Annotated in this window: 21 protein-coding genes; 9 read left to right on the forward strand and 12 right to left on the reverse strand. The window is 43.1% G+C overall.

What is annotated here, in order from left to right; genetic code table 11:
- The first annotated feature begins 80 nt into the window (after positions 1 to 80).
- The gene (locus tag JFY49_RS03885) at positions 81 to 989 is read left to right on the forward strand and encodes a polyprenyl synthetase family protein (RefSeq protein ID WP_200223883.1); all 909 of its coding nucleotides are present in this window, start codon (positions 81 to 83) and stop codon (positions 987 to 989) included.
- 79 nt (positions 990 to 1,068) lie between these two features.
- Here JFY49_RS03885 and putP read toward each other — a convergent pair whose 3' ends face one another.
- The 5 genes from putP to JFY49_RS03910 all read right to left on the reverse strand — a co-directional run bounded on the left by putP (position 1,069) and on the right by JFY49_RS03910 (position 5,790).
- Positions 1,069 to 2,559, reverse strand: coding sequence for a sodium/proline symporter PutP (putP, locus tag JFY49_RS03890; protein ID WP_200223884.1), 1,491 nt, complete (start codon positions 2,557 to 2,559; stop codon positions 1,069 to 1,071).
- 181 nt (positions 2,560 to 2,740) lie between these two features.
- Positions 2,741 to 3,595 (reverse strand): SPFH domain-containing protein, encoded by an 855-nt coding sequence (locus JFY49_RS03895; protein WP_200223885.1) that lies wholly within the window; start codon positions 3,593 to 3,595, stop codon positions 2,741 to 2,743.
- A gap of 13 nt (positions 3,596 to 3,608) precedes the next feature.
- Positions 3,609 to 4,082 (reverse strand): NfeD family protein, encoded by a 474-nt coding sequence (locus JFY49_RS03900; RefSeq protein WP_086196894.1) that lies wholly within the window; start codon positions 4,080 to 4,082, stop codon positions 3,609 to 3,611.
- Positions 4,083 to 4,180: 98 nt separating this feature from the next.
- On the reverse strand, positions 4,181 to 5,098 hold the full coding sequence (locus JFY49_RS03905; RefSeq protein ID WP_200223886.1) for a patatin-like phospholipase family protein: 918 nt from the start codon (positions 5,096 to 5,098) through the stop codon (positions 4,181 to 4,183).
- 65 nt (positions 5,099 to 5,163) lie between these two features.
- On the reverse strand, positions 5,164 to 5,790 hold the full coding sequence (locus JFY49_RS03910; RefSeq protein WP_166170473.1) for a 1-acyl-sn-glycerol-3-phosphate acyltransferase: 627 nt from the start codon (positions 5,788 to 5,790) through the stop codon (positions 5,164 to 5,166).
- Positions 5,791 to 5,935: 145 nt separating this feature from the next.
- On the opposite strand from JFY49_RS03910, the gene JFY49_RS03915 reads away from it, so the two are divergent.
- From JFY49_RS03915 to JFY49_RS03935, 5 genes are all read left to right on the forward strand, one after another.
- Positions 5,936 to 7,183 carry an MFS transporter gene (locus JFY49_RS03915; protein ID WP_200223888.1) on the forward strand — a complete coding sequence of 416 codons (1,248 nt, stop codon included), beginning with the start codon at positions 5,936 to 5,938 and terminating at the stop codon, positions 7,181 to 7,183.
- A gap of 141 nt (positions 7,184 to 7,324) precedes the next feature.
- Entirely contained in the window at positions 7,325 to 8,440 is a 1,116-nt protein-coding gene (locus tag JFY49_RS03920) for a porin (RefSeq protein WP_200223889.1), read from the forward strand.
- Between the two features lie 127 nt (positions 8,441 to 8,567).
- Positions 8,568 to 10,235: a phosphoethanolamine transferase gene (locus JFY49_RS03925; protein ID WP_200223891.1), complete on the forward strand. Its 1,668-nt coding sequence runs from the start codon at positions 8,568 to 8,570 to the stop codon at positions 10,233 to 10,235.
- A 9-nt stretch (positions 10,236 to 10,244) separates the two neighbouring features.
- Positions 10,245 to 10,922, forward strand: a complete 678-nt coding sequence (locus JFY49_RS03930; protein ID WP_166170465.1) for a response regulator transcription factor — start codon at positions 10,245 to 10,247, stop codon at positions 10,920 to 10,922.
- 39 nt (positions 10,923 to 10,961) lie between these two features.
- On the forward strand, positions 10,962 to 12,272 hold the full coding sequence (locus JFY49_RS03935; protein WP_200223893.1) for an ATP-binding protein: 1,311 nt from the start codon (positions 10,962 to 10,964) through the stop codon (positions 12,270 to 12,272).
- Positions 12,273 to 12,320: 48 nt separating this feature from the next.
- Here JFY49_RS03935 and JFY49_RS03940 read toward each other — a convergent pair whose 3' ends face one another.
- Positions 12,321 to 13,022 (reverse strand): phosphatase PAP2 family protein, encoded by a 702-nt coding sequence (locus JFY49_RS03940; protein WP_086196886.1) that lies wholly within the window; start codon positions 13,020 to 13,022, stop codon positions 12,321 to 12,323.
- Between the two features lie 209 nt (positions 13,023 to 13,231).
- On the opposite strand from JFY49_RS03940, the gene JFY49_RS03945 reads away from it, so the two are divergent.
- Entirely contained in the window at positions 13,232 to 13,915 is a 684-nt protein-coding gene (locus JFY49_RS03945) for an HAD family hydrolase (protein ID WP_200223894.1), read from the forward strand.
- A gap of 386 nt (positions 13,916 to 14,301) precedes the next feature.
- Here the strand turns inward: JFY49_RS03945 and JFY49_RS03950 are convergent, their stop codons facing one another.
- From JFY49_RS03950 to JFY49_RS03975, 6 genes are all read right to left on the reverse strand, one after another.
- The gene (locus JFY49_RS03950; RefSeq protein WP_200223895.1) at positions 14,302 to 15,489 is read right to left on the reverse strand and encodes an ammonium transporter; all 1,188 of its coding nucleotides are present in this window, start codon (positions 15,487 to 15,489) and stop codon (positions 14,302 to 14,304) included.
- A 437-nt stretch (positions 15,490 to 15,926) separates the two neighbouring features.
- Positions 15,927 to 16,652, reverse strand: coding sequence for an amino acid ABC transporter ATP-binding protein (locus tag JFY49_RS03955; protein ID WP_200224789.1), 726 nt, complete (start codon positions 16,650 to 16,652; stop codon positions 15,927 to 15,929).
- 14 nt (positions 16,653 to 16,666) lie between these two features.
- Positions 16,667 to 17,350: an ABC transporter permease subunit gene (locus JFY49_RS03960; protein WP_086196882.1), complete on the reverse strand. Its 684-nt coding sequence runs from the start codon at positions 17,348 to 17,350 to the stop codon at positions 16,667 to 16,669.
- Positions 17,350 to 18,093 carry an amino acid ABC transporter permease gene (locus JFY49_RS03965; RefSeq protein WP_200223896.1) on the reverse strand — a complete coding sequence of 248 codons (744 nt, stop codon included), beginning with the start codon at positions 18,091 to 18,093 and terminating at the stop codon, positions 17,350 to 17,352. The genes JFY49_RS03960 and JFY49_RS03965 overlap by 1 nt, the downstream gene beginning before the upstream one ends.
- A gap of 71 nt (positions 18,094 to 18,164) precedes the next feature.
- Complete coding sequence (locus JFY49_RS03970) at positions 18,165 to 19,112, reverse strand: transporter substrate-binding domain-containing protein (RefSeq protein WP_200223898.1); 948 nt, start codon at positions 19,110 to 19,112, stop codon at positions 18,165 to 18,167.
- 320 nt (positions 19,113 to 19,432) lie between these two features.
- A complete protein-coding gene (locus JFY49_RS03975; RefSeq protein WP_200223899.1) occupies positions 19,433 to 20,110 on the reverse strand; it encodes a YetF domain-containing protein in 678 nt (225 codons plus the stop codon).
- Between the two features lie 258 nt (positions 20,111 to 20,368).
- Between JFY49_RS03975 and JFY49_RS03980 the strand changes: the two genes are divergently transcribed.
- Together JFY49_RS03980 and JFY49_RS03985 are read left to right on the forward strand one after the other, a co-directional pair.
- Positions 20,369 to 21,397: a molecular chaperone DnaJ gene (locus tag JFY49_RS03980; protein ID WP_200223901.1), complete on the forward strand. Its 1,029-nt coding sequence runs from the start codon at positions 20,369 to 20,371 to the stop codon at positions 21,395 to 21,397.
- Positions 21,398 to 21,483: 86 nt separating this feature from the next.
- Positions 21,484 to 21,957: a hypothetical protein gene (locus tag JFY49_RS03985; protein WP_200223903.1), complete on the forward strand. Its 474-nt coding sequence runs from the start codon at positions 21,484 to 21,486 to the stop codon at positions 21,955 to 21,957.
- Positions 21,958 to 22,029: the final 72 nt, after the last annotated feature.

Consider the following 22,029-nt stretch of genomic DNA (forward strand, 5'->3'; position numbering starts at 1 on the left):
TGACAAGAGCATTGTATATTAGATTGGGGGCATTTTTAATTTTCCCGATCTATTCCCAAAGCAAAGTATTCGAGGCGAATGTGTCATCTTTAACTGACGTGCAAGCAAATGCATTAACTCAAGCACAGCAACGTATTCAACAAGATTTATTAACGGCATTAGACGCATTTTCCATTCCGGAGCCGCTTAAAGGGGCTGTGTATCATGCGGTCATGCTGGGTGGAAAACGGGTACGTCCTGCACTTTGTTATGCCACCGCTGCTTTAAAACCGAATGCAAATTTTGCTGCCGTACGCCGTGCTGCAGTCGCCATTGAAATGATTCATTGTTATTCACTGGCCCATGATGATTTACCCTGTATGGATAATGATTCCTTGCGTCGTGGTCAACCGACCTGTCATGTCGCTTTTGGGGAAGATACGGCATTATTGGCGGGTGATATTTTGCAGTCGATGGCCTTTGAAATCTTGGGCAGTCGCCTGTTTGATCAGGGCCCGGCAGTTGCTCCGACCATTGTTTTAAAACAGATGCAAATTTTGGCAACCGCCAGCTCGAAAATGGTCTGTGGTCAGGTGCTGGATTTGCAGGCTGAAGGCAAACGTGTCAATCAGGATGCTCTGGAAAATATTCACCGCAATAAAACCGGTGCCCTGATTTCTGCAGCCGTGATGATGACAGCCGTGACCATATTTGAAGGCACAGATCCTGCCATTCCTAAACTGCGTGAATATGCGCAAGCGATTGGACTGGCTTTTCAGGTGCAGGATGATATTCTGGATATTATTTCCGATACGGCAGTACTGGGAAAAACTGCGGGTAAGGATGAGCAAGTGGATAAATCAACTTATCCTGCACTTATGGGGCTGGAAAAAGCTCAAGCCTATGCCAAAGAGCTGCATGATCAGGCCTTTAATGCTTTGGAGATGTTTGCTGAAAATGCAGTTGAATTGAACCAGATTTCAGAATTTTTATTGGCGCGTAAAAGTTAATTTGATTCAAATACAGCAGCCAAGACTAAAAAAAAGAGGATCATAAATCCTCTTTTTTTATAGGCTTAGACTGTAAAAATTATTTAGATGCTTTATACAGGCGGTCACCTTCATCGAAACGGGTGGTGACTTCAGCAGAAGGGGCTTTACCCAGCAGGCTGACCACGACAATGGCAATGATTGAAGCAATGAAGCCGGGAATAATTTCATAAACACCGGTATTGCCCAACAGGTTTTTCCATAGAATCACCACCACAGCTCCGACCAGCATACCTGCAAGAGCACCATTTAAAGTCATACGACGCCAAAACAAAGACAGAATAATCAGTGGACCAAAGGCTGCACCAAAACCTGCCCAAGCATAAGCCACCAAACCTAAAACCTTGGATTCAGGGTTTCCAGCCATCCAGATGGCAAGCAGGGCAATCAGTAACACCATCAGACGTCCCACCCAAACCAGTTCTTTTTGTGTGGCATTTTTACGCAAGAAGGATTTGTAAAAGTCTTCGGTCAAGGTACTTGAGCAGACCAATAACTGACAACTCAGAGTACTCATCACCGCGGCTAAAATGGCAGCCAGTACAATACCTGCAATCCACGGATTAAACAGAATTTTGGTCAGTTCCATAAATACAGTTTCAGGATTAGCCGTCACAGCACCAGCCAGTTCCGGATGCTGCTGGAAGTAGGCAATCCCAAAGAAGCCTGCTGCCACCGCACCACCTAGACATAACGTCATCCAGGTCATACCGATACGGCGTGCATTGGGAATGGATTTCACCGAATCTGCTGCCATAAAACGCACCAGAATATGTGGTTGACCAAAGTAGCCTAAGCCCCAGGCAAGTAAGGACATAACCGCCACAAAGCTTAGATCACCCATGATATCCATCGCTTGCGGACGTGCAGCTTCAAGTGCCAGGGTCATTTGAGACAGGTCCGAGAAGCTCAGAATGGTCACAATAGGGGTGAGTAACAGAGCAAAAATCATCAATGACGCTTGAATGGTGTCGGTCCAGCTGACCGCGAGGAAGCCACCGATAAATACATAACTGATGGTGGCAATCGCACTGATCCACAGTGCCGTGCTATAGGACAGGTCAAACATGTTTTCAAACAGGCGCGCACCAGCCACCATGCCGGAAGCACAATAAATGGCAAAGAAAATCAGAATAATGAAAGCCGATGCCACACGTAAAATTTTCTTCTGGTCATTAAAGCGGTTGGAGAAATAGTCCGGCAGGGTCAGGGCATTGTGCTGTACTTCGGTGTGTACACGTAAACGTCCAGCAACCAGCAGCCAGTTGAGCCAGGCACCAATAATCAGGCCAATTGCAATCCACATTTCAGGTAAACCCGAAAGGTAAATTGCGCCAGGAAGGCCCATCAGCAGCCAGCCACTCATATCTGAAGCACCAGCAGAAAGCGCCGTCACGAAACTACCTAAACGACGACCTCCGAGAATGTAATCAGAAAAATTGGCTGTGGCGCGATAAGCTAGAAGGCCAATCGCGATCATGGCGACAATATAAAAAAGAAAGGTAATTAAGGTCGGATTCAGGGAGTTCATACGGTATCCCGTTACACGGTGGACAGTAGATCGAAACACAGGCTTTTAAAGAACAAGCACAAATCATTTCAAAAAAATAACGCGAAATTTAACCATAGATTAAAAAAAAATGCTGAGTTTTTCTTGGCTGAAATAAAAATAGACAGCTTTTGCTGTCTATTTTTTAATATAAAAGAGTAGCTTACTGATTGCGTCCCATTACTCCACGAATGGTGTTCAGGATGTCTGCAGGTAACACCACAGTTTTGGCATTATTGGATTTCGACATGTCCTGCATGGCTTTGACATACTGTTCACCAAGCAAATAAGCCACCGGAATTTCCTTATCTCCTACGGCTGAAGTCACCATTTCAATGGCACGTTGCGAAGACTCAGCCAACACCACTTGCGCTTCTGCATCACGGCGTGAAGCTTCTAGGCGACCATCGGCTTCCAAAATTGCTGCCTGTTTTTCACCATCTGCCTTGGTCACGGTAGCACGACGCTGACGCTCGGCAGCCGCTTGAGCTTCCATGGCCGCCTGCATAGTGGCTGAAGGTTGGATATCCTGAATTTCCACGGTTTTCAGGGTAATGCCCCAATCGGAAATATCATCGGAAATAGCGGCTTTCAGTTTCGCTTTAATGTGATCACGTGAGGATAGCGCATCATCCAGATCCATTTCACCGACAATTGAACGCAGTGAAGTTTGCACCAGGTTCTGAATGGCCCAAGTATAGTTTTCAATGCCGTAAACCGCTTTTTCTGGGGTAGTGATATTAATGTACGCCACTGCATTCATCAGTAGCACCGCATTGTCACGGGTAATGACTTCCTGTGAAGGAATATCCAGCACGATATCTTTGGTGGTCACTTTATATGCTACTTCATCAATATACGGAATGACAAAACTGAGTCCCGGTCCCAAAGTGGTATGGTATTTACCCAGACGTTGCACGATCCATTTATAACCCTGCGGGACAATGCGCACCCCTTTAAAAATGGTCACGCCGGCAAAAACCAGCAGTGCTAAAACAATAATTGTTCCACCAGACATGTTATTTCCTCACTTATATATTTTCGTTATTGGGATGGTGTGGTTTAACCACCAGATCATTGCCGAGAATATCGACCACGCGAACCCGATCACCCACTTCTACCGGAGACAGCGTCCGACAGTTCCACTCATCTGACCCCAAAACCGGCATGGGAAAACGCACCGTAATCAGGTCATGCTGCATATGAGTCTGAATGACCATGCCCACCTGACCAATAGTCGCTTCACGAGATAATCCGGCTTTGGTTTTATCAATAGAAAGCGGTTTGATAAATTTGAACCACAACAAGGTGCATAGCACAGACAGGATAATCCAGGTGACAATCTGGGTGGTTAAGCCCATCATCGGAAACATCCAGAATAAAACACCGACCATGATGGCTGCGATGCCAAACCATAGTGCAGCAAAAGCGGGGATTACCAATTCAGAAAGCATCAGTAATACCCCGAGTACAAACCAATGCCAAGGTTCGAATGCAAATTCCATACATCTACTCGTGTATTGTCAAAATAAAGAGAGACTATAAGGCCTCCATATCAATTTAGCAGATGAATAAGTCTTTGAATATTAAAAAAGCATATTTTTTAGATTCTGGATTTTGGCGCGGATTTAAAGGCTGCGGGTGATTTTTTAAAGTCGCTGATCGCCTTTTTAATGGCGATGATTTTCAGCTGGGTCGCTTTTTCGCCTTCTAGAATGGATGCATTGCTGGCTTTTAAATCCAGCGTGCCTAAATGTCCCACTTTAGGCTGAATGATCACATTGGCCTGATTCAGTTCTTCATGAATGCTTTGTTGACCCATAATATTGATGGTCTGGTCCAGTAGGCCCCACATATTCATCGGTTGATTGCCACTCGGTCGTGCAGAAATGTCGACGGCAATAACAATATCTGCACCCATCGCTTTCGCGGTTTTCACCGGAATCGGGCTGACCAGCCCCCCATCGACATACTGTTTCCCACCGATGGTAGCGGGAACAAAGACATTGGGGATACTGCAGGAAGCACGCACCGCCTGACCGGCATTGCCTTTAATAAATTCAGCTTTAGTGCCGGTGTCCAGACGGGTTGCAACCGCTGCAAAGCGAATCGGGAATTGCTCAATCGGTTTGTTGGCAATATGCTGGTTGACATAATTCTGCAATTTTTGACCTTGTACAACACCTTGACTGTTCAGGGTTAAATCACGGATATCCGATTCTTTTAAAGTCAGTGCAATTTGCTGTAGTTGATAGGGCGTTTTACCACTGGCATAAATACTGCCGACAAAACTTCCGGCACTGGTCCCGGTGACAATTTTTGGTTTAATGCCGTGCGATTCTAAAACTTTCAGCACACCAATATGGGCAAATCCTTTAGCCCCGCCACCTCCAAGCGCAATGGCAATGACAGGTTCGCGGGCCTTGATGGTTGTGGTTTGCGGTGGTTTTTTGGTGGTTTTGTCACAGCCAATCAGTCCAAGCCCTAGTAGAGCAATGAAAGAATATTGCACAAGCTTCATGGTTGAATTTGTATACCAATGAGATGAAAATTTGCGCACATGACAGCAGATAATTGCTATTTTGACTAGCTGTTTTTTATACGATTTTGTAACGGTTTGGCTAACCAGTCCGGATTTTTAGCTGAAAATTTGCCGGTATAGTGATCCAAAATCTGTTCTACATCCTGCGCGTAATTTCCTGTTGGCTGAAACACGCCCAGACAGTGTATCGCCTTGTTTTTATAATCCAGTGAAAACATCACAATCGGGATATGGGCACCCACGGCAATGCGGTAAAAACCACTTCTAAACGATTCAGCCTGTTTGCGTGTTCCTTCCGGTGCCATACCGACCCAGATCTGCTGTTGCGTATTAATAAAGTCGATAATTTGCTGAGTGGTGCCCTGTTGGATACTGCGATTGACCGGAATCACCCCAATCCATTCAAGTATGGGTTTCAGCGGTGTGTTAAATAAGGTGTGTTTGCCAAAAACCGTGATCTTGATGCCCAGTCCAAGCAGTGCTGCAAAACCGTGCCAGGCATCGATATTCGAGGTGTGTGGAGAAATAATGGCGACCGCTTTCGGCAGGTTGGGAAAATCACCCTCAAAACTCCAGCCTTGGGCAAGAAATAATTTTTTGAAAATATTTCGGCTTAAGTGACCACTACGGGCAGGCACTTGATCGGGCAAGGTCGGAAAGTGTTGAGTCATGGTGTTTGATTGCACTCTCGCGTAAATTTATCGGCTTTTAAACATGTTAAGCTTTTGTAAAATAAGATTCATTGGCAAAATATCAACTGTCATTCAGCTTGCCTGATCAAAATAGTCAATCCGGTTTTGACCCGAAGGGCCCACTATGCCGAGTACACGTAACATCTATCTCTTGTTGTTCTCTTTATATTGGGCCCAAGGTTTACCGGTTGGTTTTATGACCCATGCTTTACCCGTGATTTTACGTACTCAAGGGGTGTCACTGGCACAGATTGGCGGTTTTGGCTTATTGATGTTGCCTTGGTCGATTAAAATTTTCTGGGCTCCCTGGGTTGACCGTTTTGGCCATGCAGCATTTGGACATTACCGTAGCTGGATTATTCCGACCCAGTTATTGAGTGTGGTCGTATTGACTGGCTTATCTTTTCTGCCGATTCAGGCTTTAAACCAGCCTGAATACTTGCTGGCTTTTTTTGTGGCTTTACTGAGTATGAATCTGGTCGGTGCAACGCAAGATATTGCTACCGATGGTCTCGCGGTCAATATGCTGAACAATCAGCAGCAGCATTGGGGCAACACCTTTCAGGTCATTGGCTCACGATTGGGCTTTATTGTCGGTGGGGGAGCTATTTTATGGGCACTGGACTGGCTGGATTGGCAAAGCACATTTTTAATCTTGGCGGGACTGGTGCTGTTGAATACTTTACCGATTTTATGGCTGAAAGAACCGCAACGATTAAAGCATATGCTGTCCAGTACCGAAGCAGGAACATTTCGCTGGCAAAAAATAAAAGATTATCTTGCTTATTTTTATCGAGAGCAAAATGTTGCTGCATGGTTAGCGGTGCTCATCACCTTTAAAATTGCCGATGGTTTAGCTGGACCTTTGCTGAAACCCTTAATGGTGGATTTAGGACTGACATTTTCCCAAATTGGCATTTATGTGACCATGTTTGGCGCTGTGGCTGCACTCATCGGTGCAGGGCTTGCAGGGTTCAGCCTGAAGTATGTGTCCCGTGAGCATGCTTTACTCGGTTTTTCTATTCTGAAAATTTTCACTTTGGCTGCCTACGCATGGCTAGCTGTTCAATATGAGGCACAACGCTTTATTGATGTCTGGATCATTTATCTGATCAATGCCGCTGAAGACATGATTTCTGCCATGCTGTTGGTGGTGATGCTGACTCTGGTCATGCAATACAGCCGCAAACATTTAGCAGGAACAGATTTCACTTTCCAGGTGGCGTTGATGGCAACCGTGAGCGGAGGACTGTATAGCCTAAGCGGGATTTTAGGCGATCTCTTGGGTTATGCGAGTTATTTAAGCTTGATCACCGTGTTGGCATTGCTCTGTATTGTCCCGATTCTGAGATGGAAAAACAGTTTGCTCTAAACCCTAAAAGCTTTTTAATTCAATTCAATATACATTTAAAATCTAAGGATTAAATAAGATAACTAAATAAAAATTAAATCATTTTTTTAAATATTTCTGAATTGTAACATCTGTTACAGAATAACTTAGGGGTATTTATAGATGAAAACCAAATTAGCAGCAGCGATTGCATTAAGCCTACTAGCAGCACCAACTTTTGCAGCACCAACTCTTTATGGGGAAATTGATGCAAGTATCGATTACTTGCCAGAAGATAATGCCAATACTTCGGATAAAGATGTAGTAGAAGTCAGTTCTAATAGCTCTTTCATTGGTTTAAAGGGTGAAGAAAAACTGAACGATCGTCTAAACGCAGTTTATGCGATTGAATGGGGTCTCAGCGCAGATGGTGATAGTACAGACTGGACTACGCGTAACCGTTTTGTCGGTTTAAAAGATGCTCAGCTCGGTACTTTAAAAGTGGGTGCACATGACACGCCATTGAAGCAACTCTCAAGTCCAGTTGATAGTTTTAACAACTACGTTGCTAATAAAGCAGATGTAAACGGTATTTTCACTGGTGAAGCCCGTATATCGAATGCAGTCATTTATGAATCTCCGGCAATTAAATTGCCTACAGGTACCATTAAAGTGAATGCGTTGTTGGCCTCTGGTGAAGATTCAGGCATTGCAAAAGGTAATGGCTCATCTAAAACTGCTGGTCGTGGTTTAGGCGATGCATGGTCTGCATCTGTAGTCTATGACAGCCCAGTCGTTGTGGCGGGTATTGCTTATGATAAAGCGATTCCAAGTAATTTTGCAGGACGTGGTTTTGTCAATGCATCTGCTCCAGAAGTAACTGCTGGTGCTGCAGGCAGTGCGTTTGCCGCAGCAAATACACTACGTGCCATTGGTCGTGTAAACATTGATGGTGGTTTGGCATTAAAAGCACTTTATCAGACTTCTGAAGTAGAAGATGCAGCCGGCAATGAACTACCAGCAGCAGATATCGACGATTCACAAGGCTGGTTGTTGGGCGCAGAATATAATTTGCCAACTGCCAAGGCCTGGACGGTAAAAGCACAATATAGCCAAAATACAACCAGCTTTAAGTCAGCAAAATCAGACTTTGATGCGCAACAAATTTTTGTCGGTGCAGATTATGCATTTAATAAACAGGTAAAAGCTTATGGTTATGCCGGTTATCTGACTCTTGAACAAGGTTCGAATGAAACTAAACAACCTGTAGTCGGTACAGGATTAGAATATAAGTTCTAATCTGTCCATTGTTTTTTCTAAAAGGCGATGTTTTACATCGCCTTTTTTATTACTGGTTTTTATATTAAGTGAATTTTAAGTTTGGTATTCTACATTAAGACAACAGTAGAAAGATTAACCAACAGTCATGTCAAATATCATCAGTCCTATACGTGATAAAATAAAGCCCATTTCGTTAAGCCTGTTTAATTTATTGCTGGCAATATGGTTGGGCTTGGTGCTGAATTTTGCCTTTTTTCAAAAAATACAAAGTTTGACCCCTTATCAGGGCAGCAAAGCCTATTTATTTTTAATCGCGACCGTATTGGTGATCGTGGCGGCCTATAACCTGATTTTTCAGCTGCTGCAATGGCGCTGGAATGCAAAAATACTGGCTTCAATTTTTTTAGTAATTGGGGGCTTTACGGCCTATTTTGTCAATAGTTTGGGCGTGGTGATTTCACCTGAACAAGTTCAGAATATGATGCAAACCGATGCCCGTGAAGTCCGCGGATTGATGTCCTTACGCTTTGGGCTTTGGACGCTGGTATTTGTCATTTTCCCACTCATTCTTGTGGCGCTCGTTCGGATCAAGCCTGAAGCTTTTTTACCTAAATTTGGCAAAAAAATGTTAAGCAGTATCGCTTCATTGTTATTGGTTGGCGCCTTGCTGTTTACCTTTTATGTAGATTATGCTGCGATTTTCCGGGAACATCGTGATTTGAAAGGCATGATTTCTCCACAAAATGCCATCGCATCGACCTTATCGTATTACCGTAAATCTGCACCTAAAAAGAATTTACCTTTAGTTCGTTATGGTGAAGATGCTCATTTGCTTCAGCCAGTCAATAAGCAGGCTAAACCTAAGCTTATGGTGTTGGTCGTGGGTGAAACAGCCCGTGCAGAAAGTTTTTCATTGAATGGCTATGCCAAAAATACCAATCCTGAACTGTCTAAACTGGACATTATCAATTTTAGTCAGGTGAGTTCATGTGGTACTGCAACCGCTGTATCCGTACCCTGCATGTTCTCCGGGATGCCTCGAAAAGATTATGACGAACAGCTGGCCAGTCACCGTGAAGGACTACTCGATATTGCACAACGTGCCGGCTATAAAGTGACCTGGATGGATAATAACTCGGGTTGTAAAGGTGCTTGTGACCGTGTTGAACAGTATCAAATTCCGCAACAGCTCAAAGATAAATGGTGTGCCAAAAATGGCGACTGCTATGATGAAATTCTGGTCGATAGTCTAAAAACTTATCTGGCTGCGATTCCTGAAACCGACAAGACTCCACGTTTAATTGTATTACATCAGATGGGTAGTCACGGACCTGCTTATTATCAGCGTTCCAAAGCACCCTTCCAGCCTTTTAAACCAAGTTGCGATAGCAATGCAATTCAAGGTTGCAGCCGTACAGAATTGTTGAATAGTTATGATAATTCAATTGTATATACTGACCATGTTTTAAGTTCACTCGTTCAGGTGTTAAAAGGCAACAGCGCTTATCAAAGCGGATTCTGGTATCTGTCTGATCATGGTGAATCGACAGGAGAACATGGTTTATATTTACATGGCTCACCTTATGCGATTGCGCCTAGCCAACAAACTCATGTTCCAATGTTGATGTGGTTTTCTCCTGAATGGACTGCACAAAATTCTGCGCAAATCACTTGCTTAGCCCAGCAAAAAAGCAAACAATTAAGTCAGGATAATCTGTTCCCAAGTCTGTTAAGTTTGCTGGATGTCAAAACCCAAACCATTGATGAACAAAATAATATGTTGCAAAACTGTCAGTCAAAACAGAAAGTATGAGTTTAAAATATGGCTAAAATATTGATCATTGAAGATGATTTCATGATTGCTGAATCCAGCATCACTTTGCTGAAATATCAGCAATTTGATGTGGAATGGGTCAATAATGGCATTGACGGTTTAAAGAAACTCATACAGGAAAAGTTTGATATCGTCCTACTCGATCTAGGCTTGCCGATGATGGACGGGATGCAGGTATTGAAACAGATTCGCCAGCAGTGGCCTGCTTTACCTGTGCTGATTATTTCAGCACGGGATCAACTGCAAAACCGGGTGGATGGATTGAACAGTGGGGCAGATGACTATCTGGTCAAACCCTATGAATTTGATGAACTGTTGGCCCGCATCCATGCTCTATTACGTCGTAGCGGGGTAGAATCTGCGCTTCAGGACAGCCCGCAAATTTTAAGTTATGGCGAACTCACGCTGGATGTTGAACAGCATATTGCCAAGTTTAAAGGGCAATATATTGACCTGTCCAATCGTGAATGGGCGATTTTGATTCCCTTGGTGAGTCATCCAAACAAGATATTTTCTAAAGCCAATTTAGAAGATAAATTGTATGATCTGGATAGCGAAGTAAGCAGCAATACCATTGAAGTGTATGTGCATCACTTACGCGCCAAACTCGGCAAAGATTTTATTTGCACCATTCGTGGTTTAGGTTATCGACTGGGACAATTATAAATCAGACAACGATAAAATCAGCTAGAAGGTCAGCCACTGGTGCAGTCACAGTATTCATTAAAAAAACGTCTGATTATTTATGTTTCTGTTTTTAGTATTGCCTTGGGCTGCTTGCTGATTTTTTCTGCTTACCGCATTGCCCTGCAAGAAATTAATGAAGTGTTAGATGCCCAGATGCAGAATCTGGCAGAACGCGTCGCGCAGCATGATCCTGAACCGGTGCAAAGCAAGTTTGATCAAGCCAGGCATTATCACGAAGAAGACCTGTTTGTCGATGTCTGGTCTTATGCAAATGAAGAACATAAAAGCTATGCCATGAATTTATTGGTTCATCCTGTGAAAAAAGCAGGATTTTATACCCATAAAACCGCACAAGAGGTTTGGCATACTTACATCCTGCCTTTAGAACATTATCAGATTCAGGTAAGCCAGCAACAATCGACACGGCAGCATCTAGCCTTGGAACTTGCCGGCAGTATGTTTATTCCTTATTTACTGTTTATGCCTTTTGTGATTTGGGGACTGAGCTGGATTATTAGCCGCAGCCTGCAGCCTTTGGATGATTTTAAAGCGGAATTGGCACAACGTGATTCGGAGGAATTAAGTGCCATTCAATCAAATAATTATCCGCTTGAAATTGTGCCGACCATTACCGAAATGAATCATTTGTTTGAGCGGATTTCCTCTGCACAGCAGGAGCAGCGGCAGTTTATTGCCGATGCAGCACATGAGCTTCGCACGCCTATCACTGCATTGAATTTACAGATGCAGATTCTGTTAAAACAGTTTCCTGATGCTCAGGAGCTACAGAATTTAAGTAAAGGATTAATCCGGATTCAGCATTTGGTCAGCCAATTACTCAGCCTGGCTAAACAGGATGCGTCAATTCTAGAAGTTGAGACCAAACAGCAGTTTTTACTGAATCAGGTCGCGGTGAATTGTGTAGAACAGCTCGTTCATCTGGCCATGCAGAAAGAAATTGACTTGGGTATGGAACGTCAGGAAGATGTGCTGCTGTATTGTCAGGAATCAGCAGTACATTCCATTATTTATAACCTGATTGATAACGCGATTAAATACACGCCCAATCAGGGAGTGATTAATGTGTCTGTATTTGAACAGGCAGGTTTTGCCATGATTCAGGTCGAAGATAGTGGACCCGGAATTTCCCCCGAACTGTATGAAAAAATTCTTAAGCGCTTTTATCGTATCCATCATCATCTGGAAATAGGCAGTGGTTTGGGACTATCTATTGTAGATAAAGCCACAGAAAGGCTTGGCGGCAAGATTTCTTTTTCCAAGAGTACCAGCTTAGGTGGCTTGCAGGTCAATGTGCAATTGCCACTCTAGCAGATCTCTTCTCTTAGATGATGGGTTCTAGCAGATAGGTATGAGCAGTTAAACTATCTCGGCTGTTTTATCCATGCTTTGGCTTGGTGCAAATCTTTTATAATTGAGTAGATAAAAGCTCACGTTGACGAGCCAGATAATCCAGGCGGTCCATAAGTTATGACTGAGAAAATGTGCTCCACGCATCATTTGCGCCCAGCCCATGGCGAAACCTAAAATAAGCCCCGAGACCAGAAAAAAATAGGCACGCTTTTTATCGGAAAGTCTGAATACAAAAAAACCAGCCATCAGTGCAAAGCCGGTAGATGCATGTCCCCCCGGGAAACAGTGTCCTTTGGTGGCAGAAAAATCCCAGAAAAAACCTTGATGGGTCGGAATGGTGATATTCCAAGGGCAGGCATGGGCAGACTGTGATTTCAACAAGCCAATAATCGAGGTGGAAAGGAGGATCAGCCCAAAGAAATAACCATAGGTCCAGCGTAAAGCTTTAACTTTCTCAAACTTGAACGATGCCAGCCAGATCAAAAAAAAGCCGGTATATACCGCAATAATCAGATTTTTGACATAACGATGGTTCAGTTCAGCTAAATACCAATTGTCACGTAACAGGAATTTCCCGGATTCACTGACCCAGGGATGAATTAGCGTCAGATCCAGTGCCCCCCCAATCGGGAAACAAACTAAAAGCAGGCAAAAACTGATAATGAGAAAACAGCCCTGATAGAGCATAAAACGTTGCTTATCGTGCATAGTAAAGATCAATTGATTTTAGTGCTGCGATTACAGCAATAAAAACTTAATCCAGACTTAAGCGAGCTTGAATCGGTGGGGAAAATCGCCGTAAAAGTATCGTGTTAAGTATGATGTTGGGTTAAATGCTGATAAGCATATCCAGGAAAGAGCATAACCGGATCAAGCTTTAATGCTACATTAACGGCAAGATTGCTATAGGTATTCAAATGACGATTCGTGCTGTTCTATTCGACCTGGATAATACCTTAACCCATCGTGATCGAAGTATTCTGGCGTATAGTCAATATCTGCTACAGGTCTATCAGCATCAGTTACCGCATGATGCAATTGGGAAAATTCAGGCGATTATCCGCCGCATTGATAATGGTGGCTACCCGAAAAAAGAATTGCTTACCCATCCCAGCATTGCTGCATCTGTGGCTTATGCCTTGCAGCAGGAATTAACCTGGAAAAGCATGCCGCATTTGGATGAACTTACCCAATTCTGGTTTCAGCAATTTGGCTTATTCGCAGTGGCTATGCAGGGTGCCAGTCAGCTCTTAACCGAATTAAAACAGGACGGTTATCAGCTGGCGGTCATTTCAAATGGTGGACATGCGACCCGACTCACCATTTTACAGGGTTTGGGTTTTAGTCATTATTTTGATGAAATTGTCAGTTCTGAACTGGTCGGCATCAGTAAACCGAATCCGGAAATTTTTCTCTATACCAGCCAGAGGCTGGGCGTTGCACCAGAACATTGCCTTTTTGTCGGTGATCATCCCGTCAATGATGTACAAGGGGCAATCGATGCCGGTATGCAGGCTGTCTGGTTACAGGGTTTTCATGAAGTTCAAGATCAGCCCATAAATCGCATTCAATCTCTGGCTGAAATTAAGCAGTTTTTATGATGTTGATGATATTTAAAATTAGATTTTCTAAATTACCATGGCCTCATATTTAAGTGATTTCATTTTGATACCTCTGCGTAGGCAATGTCTCTACTTTTGAAAGGTCAAAAGTAGCCAAAAACCTTTTGTTTCCCATACACGACATCCTTGTCGTGATGAGAAATGTTGTGGCATCCATGCCACATTCATGAATCAAATACCTACTCAAATCTATTTTAACTTTGCATTACGAACAATTTGTAGTCATTGAAAATGATTTATGAAAGAAGTCTATTCAATAAGGAAAAACTGTTTAAGATAGTTAAATCTAAGAACTAAAAAGCGACTCTTTTGAGTCGCTCTGAAAATTGAAATGGCGTTTAGATAGTCAGTTTAAAGCATCAGCTTTAAAAAATGGTTTCTTCCGAATTGGCTGAAATTTTATGAATAGACAAATCGGCACCACGGAATTCATCTTCTTGTGATAAACGAATGCCCATAATCAGTTTAAGTATGCCGTAAACGAAAAAGCCACCAGCCAGTGCAATCGAGATGGCCAGTAAAGTACCAATCAGTTGAGAGAGGATTGAAACACCGCCCAAACCGCCGAGCCATTGCTGTCCGAAAATCCCTACGGCTAAACCGCCAAAGGTTCCGCATACGCCGTGTAATGGCCAAACACCGAGTACATCATCCACTTTCAGTTTGTTTTGGGTGTAAGTGAACAGTTTGACAAAAATGACCCCAGCCACCATGCCAATGATTAATGCACCTACGGGGTGAACGACATCGGAACCTGCACAGATAGCAACCAGACCAGCCAAAGGACCGTTGTGCAGGAAGCCCGGGTCATTTTTGCCGATGAAGTTGGCCGCAATAGTACCACCAACCATCGCCATCAGTGAGTTAATGGCAACCAGTCCAGAAATGGCATCCAGACGTTGTGCACTCATCACGTTAAAACCAAACCATCCGACAATTAGAATCCATGAACCAAGTGCCAGAAATGGAATGGAAGAAGGGGGATGTGCACTGACACGACCATCTTTTTTATAACGGCCATGACGTGCGCCCAGTAAAATGACCGCTGCGAGTGCAATCCAGCCACCCATAGCATGCACCACGACTGAACCGGCAAAATCGTGGAAAGCTGCACCAAAAGTTTTTGCTAACCAGCCTTGTAATCCTAAATTGCCGTTCCAGGCAATGCCTTCAAAGAACGGGTAAACCAGTGCCACCAATAATAATGTAGCAATTGCTTGAGAACGCATTTTGGCCCGTTCTGCAATACCTCCAGAAATAATGGCAGGAATGGCGGCAGCAAAGGTCAGCAGAAAGAAGCAGCGCATCAGGTTGTAGCCATGATCTGCGGCTAAGGTTGTACCGATATGAAAAAAGTGTTGTCCATAAGCAATATAGTAGCCGACAAAAAAGTAGGCGATGGCAGAAATGGAGAAATCTGTCAAAATTTTACTTAGGGCATTGACCTGATTTTTATGTCGTACTGTGCCCAGTTCCAGGAATGCAAAACCTGCATGCATGGCTAAAACTAAAACTGCACCAAGAAGGAGAAAGAGTAAATCTGTATTTTGCATTTTATGGCTCCATTTTAGTGCTTAAAATCACAAAAAGAAGATCAGTATAACCATGAGATTATTTTCGTGAAGATGGTCGAAATGGGGAAATTTTGATTAAGGCTGAGAAAAAGACTACAAGACTCGATATAAAGCAATCACTTGCTGAAGTATGAATGATTTGCGTTATTATGGTGCAATATTGTTTAATTTAAATTATAAATAAATATATGAAAATTGAATGAAATTTAACTTTTTTAAAGAAGTGGATTTTATATGCTTTTTATAGCACTGAATAGTAGCAAGTTTAGCCCGATAAAAACTTCAATGGGTTTCTTGCTCAGCATAAAGAAAAAATGAAAAATATATTTAAAGAGATTCTAATTTGGTTCAGTTTTAGAAATTGAGCATAAAAAACCAAGCCACAAACTCTGGACTTGGTTAAAGTACTCACTCTTTTAGTGCAAAATTTTATTTAAGAACTGCTGAGCACGTTCACCACGTTGGGTATTAAAGAACTCATCTTTGCTGCAGTCTTCCACAATTTTTCCCTGATCCATAAAAATCACCCGGTTGGCCACCTGGCGGGCGAAGCCCATTTCATGGGTCACACACATCATGGTCATGCCTTCTTTGGCCAGTTCGACCATCACGTCCAGCACTTCATTGATCATTTCCGGATCGAGTGCCGAAGTGGGTTCATCAAACAGCATCGCAATCGGGTCCATGCTTAAGGCACGGGCAATGGCCACACGTTGTTGCTGGCCACCGGACAGTTGTGCCGGGAACTTGTTGGCGTGAGCGCTGAGTCCGACCCGCTCCAGATAGGCCAGACCTTTTTTCTTGGCTTCAGCTTCAGAACGGCCCAGTACTTTAATTTGGGCAATGGTCAGATTTTCGGTAATGCTTAAATGCGGGAACAGTTCAAAATGCTGGAACACCATGCCTACACGGCTACGCAGTTTGGTCAGGTCGGTTTTGGGGTCCTTGATGGAAATACCATCCACCATAATATTGCCTTGCTGAAAGGGTTCCAGACCATTCACAGTTTTAATCAGGGTCGATTTACCTGAACCTGAAGGTCCACATACCACCACCACTTCTCCTTGGTGAATCTGGGTGGTGCAGTCGGTCAGTACCTGAAAGTCTTTATACCATTTACTGACATTTTGCAGATCAATCATCACTTTACCATCAGTCATACAGTTAACTTCCTTTGTAATTTTTTAACGGCATAGGTCGCGATCATACTCACAGTGAAGTACACCAAACCTGCAAATAAAATATATTGGGTCAATAGCGACATCAGGTCGCCACGGACATAGTTGGTCCGGAAAAAGTCCAGCAAACCAATGGCATAAACCATGGTGGAATCCTGAAACAGGATAATGGTCTGTTGTAACAGCAGCGGGGTCATTTTACGGAACGCCTGCGGCAGAATAATCAGTCGCATCGACTGGCTGTAACTCATGCCGAGTGCATAGGCGGCCGCAGTTTGGCCCTTGGGAATGGACTGGATGCCGGCTCGGACAATTTCCGAAAAGTAAGCCGCTTCAAACAGCATAAAGGCCACGATACTTGACACCAAGGCGGTATCAATGGTCAGGTAATTGCCCGTCACAGCCGTGTAAATAAATGGTACGGCAAAATAGAACCACATCAGTACCAGTAGTAAGGGGATAGAACGGAACAGATTGACATAGCCTTGCGCAAATAAATTCAGGACTTTAAATGACGATAAGCGCATTAAGGCCAGCAGGGTACCAATTAAAATACCACCGATGGTCGCACTGATGACCACTTTTAAGGTAATGCTCATGCCATGCCACAAGGCTGGAGCAGAGAGTTGTAAGTCATTTAAAAATGCAGTGAGCCATTCCATTATTTATCTCCTGCAATAAGACCGGGAACACGTAAGCGTTTTTCCAGCATATTCATTGCCTGAATTAAACAGAAGTTAATCACAATAAAGATGATGGTCACATAGGTGTAAATTTCGATGGTGTTCTGGGTATATTCACTGATGGTTTTCATCTGTGAAATAATTTCTGCTACACCGACCAGTGATGCAACCGAGGTATTTTTGACACAGTTGGTCAGCTCAGAACTCAGTGGCGGTAAAATGGTGCGGAACGATTGCGGCAAAATCACATAACGGTAAAGCTGAGCAGTAGTAAAGCCCATGGCATAACCGGCATTGACCTGACCGACCGGCAAGGCTTCAATTCCGGTACGCACCTGTTCGCAAACCCGCGCTGCGGTAAATAGCCCCAAACCGACACTGGCGGAAATGAGTGCTGTAGTATTGGCGCCCAGATCATTCATCCACCATAATTTGATGGGCGTGGGTAAAAAATTGGGAACCACATAAAACCAGATAAACAATTGAATTAATAAGGGGACATTACGAAAGATGGTCACATATGCCGTGCCAATGCCCCGTGCGTTTTTGCTAGGTAAGGTGCGCATGATGCCCAGTATGCTACCCAACACCATTGCAATGCTCCAGGCCACTACGGCAATCACCAGCAGCCAGCCTAGACCGGTCACAATCCAGTTCAGATAGGTGGTGTCGCCCACTCCAGTGGGCTGAAATAAAACTCCCCAGTTCCAACTATAATTCATAGTAACTCCTGAGTAGGGTCAGGCAAAAAAGTCCTTTTTCTGCCTGATATATTAAGTTGTTGTTCTAATGTTTATTGGTCACGATCATGCGGGTTACTGATTAACGCTTTTAACTGATCAGACATCTGGAAGTTCAGGTTGATATTTTTCGGTGGAATCGGTTGCTGGAACCATTTCTGATACATCTTGTTGATTTCACCGGAGCTATAGGTGGCTTTAATGGCATCATCAACCACCTGTTTAAAGCCAGTATCACCTTTACGCAGCATGCAGCCATAAATTTCATGAATTGGCGCAGTTCCGACAATTTCCCATTTATTTGGATCGGCTGCTTTAGATTTTTCACCAGCAAGCAGGATGTCATCCATCATAAAGGCCGCAGCACGACCGTTTTGCAGCATGAGGAAAGATTCGGCATGGTCTTTGGCCGAAATGATTTCTCCAATTCCTAATTCTTGCTGATGTTGACGGATATAACGTTCCGATGTCGTCCCCGCCGTAGTGACCAGTTTTTTACCTTTCAGGTCGGCAAAATCTTTCACTCCAGAATCTTTGGCTGTGAGCAGACGAGAGCCGACTTCAAAGAAACCGACCGAGAAATCAACCTGTTGCTGACGTTCCTTGTTGTTGGTGGTCGAGCCACATTCCAGATCGACTGTACCGTTTGAGACCAGTGGAATCCGGTTTTGGCTGGTCACCAGGTTATAACGAATTTTTAAATCCGGCATATTCAGCTTTTTCTTCACAGCCTCTACAACTTTTAGCTGTAAATCATGGGCATAACCGACCGGTTGATTGGGATTGTCGGCAATATAAGAAAAGGGAATAGAGGAGTCACGATAGCCCAGAACAATGGTACCAGATTTTTTAATCTTATCCAGCGTACCGGATGCGCTGGCATCCCCAGTTCCAGCGGTTTTTTCACCCGATGCGGGAGCCTTATTGTCACTACAAGCACTTAGCCCAAGCATAAGAGCACTTGCACAAAGTAGGGAGGTGATACTGCGTTTATGTGTCATGTATAAAACTCCATTTTTATTTCATTATCATCAGCCAAGGCCATCAGTTTTGTTATGTAAAAGGTATTTTCTGTTATGTACATAAATAGATCAGATTTCATCTTAAGCGAGTTTTCAATGCTTGCTCAAGCAAGTTTTTTTACCATTTTGTTACCGATAAATGATTATCAAACAATCAGTTTTTGAAACAAGACTGCATCAGATGCAATGCTAACTGCTGCAGGAACTATGCCATTTAAAATATGATTATTACTGCGTCGACTCAGCTTTTAGCCGATAAACTTGAATTAAAGCCAAAAACCAGTTGAGCTACTGCCAGCTTATCTGAGCATCTGTTCCTTTATGGCCTTGGCCCAGCGGCAACAGCCACAGCGTGGGCAGGACTGCTCGGGCTGGTCAGGATGATCGACATGGCCACAGTACATGCAAGCATAATACGTGTTGGGTTCTATCTGGGTAACTTGCTGATATTGCTTGGGAAACAGTGGTAATCCATAACGGATATCTTCAGGGTGAAAAAGCAGGATACTAAATTTACCATCGCTTTCGAGCAGCCCGGCACGCACCTGACCCAGATGTTCAATGCCTTGCTGGCGCATTTCTGCAAAGAATTCATCGTGTGACATTTTTCCGCGCTTGATTTTCTCCAGCACCAATACACCATCTTCTACAATGTACAGCGACTTGCCTTCCAGTAAATCTTCAAAGGGTTGGTATTTCATCATCAGCCAGGTGGTCAGGCGGTACATCATGATGATTACGCTCATGATCAGCAGTGCCTGAATTAAGGGCAGGTCTTCGGTAAACATTGGGTCGCCGGCAATCGAGCCGAGGGACAAGATAATGGCCAGTTCAAACACCGAAAGCTGGCGGACTCCGCGTTTCCCGGTGAGGCGTAAAAATAGAATAATCATGATAAACATACACACACAGCGCACCACAATTTCAGCGGCAAATTCCCAGTTGGTGTCGTGGATGAAAATACTGGCCCAATCCATGTGTGCAGTTCCTTTTTATGCTTTATTCATCATTCTTTTTATACTATGCACGAGTAGAGCAGTAGGTATCTTTATAGTTCGGTAAAGAACTGCAATTATTTGAGTCACTTAGTTAATTCAAAAATTACCTGATCTGAAAGCGTGTAATGCTAAGGCGTACCTGCTCAGTATTTTGCAGAGCTTCGATTTTACCGAAATGAGCCAAAAAATACTTTCGCATAAATCAGGTATAATTTTTCTTTTGCATTTTTCTGCCTTATGTCTTTCGATTTAAAAACCACGGTTCAACCCGATGCCGAGCTTCCGCCACAGCAGAAAAAGCTGAACCGTCTGATTGAAAAAATTGAACAGCAGCAGCTGGAACTGAAGCAGTGGCAGCAGGCTCAGGAACAGATTCAGCAATATACCCGTCAGACTTTGATGCCGGTCTATCATGAGCTACATGCAGTGCTGTTTGAGCAACTGGAACAGCTGTGGAAGCATTTGCAGGTAGCAGAATTTTCCAAGGCAGAGCTGACGCAGCTGGATGTCAAAATCCAGAATCTTGCAGCTTACTTAAAAGATTCAGCATCTTTATCAGGGCAACAAGTTCATACGGTCGATGATATTTATAATTATTATCAACAGCATATTGAACATACTCAAAACAGAAAAAATAAAAAGCAAAGCGCAGAGGATATAGAGCTATTTTTTGATGAAGAAAGTGATTCGGAACAGATAGCATCTGAAGATTTTGAAGAATGGGACACCGAGCAGTACAGTCAGGCCCGTGAGCAAGCCAAGCTTAAACGCCAGCAGGCAAAACTGGAGCAAGCTGCCAAGCTAGCAGAGCAGTCCTTAAAAACAGTGTATTTAAAAATTGCTGCGACGATTCATCCGGATCGTGAACAGGATGAAGCCAAGAAAGTTGAAAAGACTGAGTTATTGCAACGCGCGAATGAGGCCTATGCAGCGCAGGATTTGTTTTATTTGCTGAAACTGCAAATCCAGATTGAGCAGAATCGGGGCGGCTCATCAAAAAGTTTAAGTGCCGAGCAGATGAAGTTTTATCAACTGGCTTTGGATGTGCAAAGTCAGAAATTGGATGACCAAATTGAGGAAATTATTCAATTGCTGAGCTGGAATAAAAAAGCGCATACAAGCAAGGTGAAAATTACCAATTTATATAAGCAGGTGGATGCGGATACTTCAGCGTTGAAACAGCAGCTAAAAGGGGAGAAAGAACGATTGAAGTATATGAAGAAGTTGAAAGGATTGGAGATGTTGATGGAGAATGGAGCACTGTAATTTAATAAATTTTCCTTATTATTAATAAATTAGTTTTTAAAGAATTAAGTTCATTATAATTTTTTGTTTAACAAGTGAGGATAAAAATGCAGCATATATCGAAAGAGAATATAGGATTAGTGGGGGAATACCTAGTTGCAGCAGAACTATGCAAGCGTGGTATTTATGCACAACTGACATTAGGGAATCATAAGAAAACTGATTTATTAATTGAAACAGATGATGGAGCTGGATGTGTTTCTGTTAAGACTAAAAGAGGTACTACTTGGCCTAAAGTGAAGGGTATTTGGAAAGAATGTGACTTCATTGTATTTGTTGATTTTAAAGATAAGTCAATTAATGATATTCCTGATTTTTATGTTTTAAATACTAACGATTGGAAGGAAATTATAGAGGAGATAGGTAGCAAGAGGAAGGGATGTTTTATAGATCCAGAAACTAATACTGTCTATTGGGATGATAAAGAAGGTTATCTTCGTTGGGAAGGATGCCAAATATCTGTAACAGACGTAAAAAAATATCAAGATAAATGGCCATTGAATAAAACAGCGATTAAATAACCTTTTATAGTTTGATATTTATATAGTATCGATGAAATACTCTTTACCTAATCATCTCTCTATAGAAGAGAG

It is taken from the genome of Acinetobacter sp. CS-2, from assembly GCF_016599715.1.
In the GTDB taxonomy this organism is placed as follows: Bacteria; Pseudomonadota; Gammaproteobacteria; order Pseudomonadales; family Moraxellaceae; genus Acinetobacter.

Coding starts and splice junctions, on each gene's coding strand:
- putP (WP_200223884.1), bottom strand. CDS start 2,559: ATGAACTCCCTGAATCCGACCTTAATTACCTTTCTTTTTTATATTGTC.
- JFY49_RS03895 (WP_200223885.1), bottom strand. CDS start 3,595: ATGTCTGGTGGAACAATTATTGTTTTAGCACTGCTGGTTTTTGCCGGC.
- JFY49_RS03900 (WP_086196894.1), bottom strand. CDS start 4,082: ATGGAATTTGCATTCGAACCTTGGCATTGGTTTGTACTCGGGGTATTA.
- JFY49_RS03905 (WP_200223886.1), bottom strand. CDS start 5,098: ATGAAGCTTGTGCAATATTCTTTCATTGCTCTACTAGGGCTTGGACTG.
- JFY49_RS03910 (WP_166170473.1), bottom strand. CDS start 5,790: ATGACTCAACACTTTCCGACCTTGCCCGATCAAGTGCCTGCCCGTAGT.
- JFY49_RS03915 (WP_200223888.1), top strand. CDS start 5,936: ATGCCGAGTACACGTAACATCTATCTCTTGTTGTTCTCTTTATATTGG.
- JFY49_RS03920 (WP_200223889.1), top strand. CDS start 7,325: ATGAAAACCAAATTAGCAGCAGCGATTGCATTAAGCCTACTAGCAGCA.
- JFY49_RS03925 (WP_200223891.1), top strand. CDS start 8,568: ATGTCAAATATCATCAGTCCTATACGTGATAAAATAAAGCCCATTTCG.
- JFY49_RS03930 (WP_166170465.1), top strand. CDS start 10,245: ATGGCTAAAATATTGATCATTGAAGATGATTTCATGATTGCTGAATCC.
- JFY49_RS03940 (WP_086196886.1), bottom strand. CDS start 13,022: ATGCACGATAAGCAACGTTTTATGCTCTATCAGGGCTGTTTTCTCATT.
- JFY49_RS03945 (WP_200223894.1), top strand. CDS start 13,232: ATGACGATTCGTGCTGTTCTATTCGACCTGGATAATACCTTAACCCAT.
- JFY49_RS03950 (WP_200223895.1), bottom strand. CDS start 15,489: ATGCAAAATACAGATTTACTCTTTCTCCTTCTTGGTGCAGTTTTAGTT.
- JFY49_RS03955 (WP_200224789.1), bottom strand. CDS start 16,652: ATGATTGATCTGCAAAATGTCAGTAAATGGTATAAAGACTTTCAGGTA.
- JFY49_RS03960 (WP_086196882.1), bottom strand. CDS start 17,350: ATGGAATGGCTCACTGCATTTTTAAATGACTTACAACTCTCTGCTCCA.
- JFY49_RS03965 (WP_200223896.1), bottom strand. CDS start 18,093: ATGAATTATAGTTGGAACTGGGGAGTTTTATTTCAGCCCACTGGAGTG.
- JFY49_RS03970 (WP_200223898.1), bottom strand. CDS start 19,112: ATGACACATAAACGCAGTATCACCTCCCTACTTTGTGCAAGTGCTCTT.
- JFY49_RS03975 (WP_200223899.1), bottom strand. CDS start 20,110: ATGGATTGGGCCAGTATTTTCATCCACGACACCAACTGGGAATTTGCC.
- JFY49_RS03980 (WP_200223901.1), top strand. CDS start 20,369: ATGTCTTTCGATTTAAAAACCACGGTTCAACCCGATGCCGAGCTTCCG.
- JFY49_RS03985 (WP_200223903.1), top strand. CDS start 21,484: ATGCAGCATATATCGAAAGAGAATATAGGATTAGTGGGGGAATACCTA.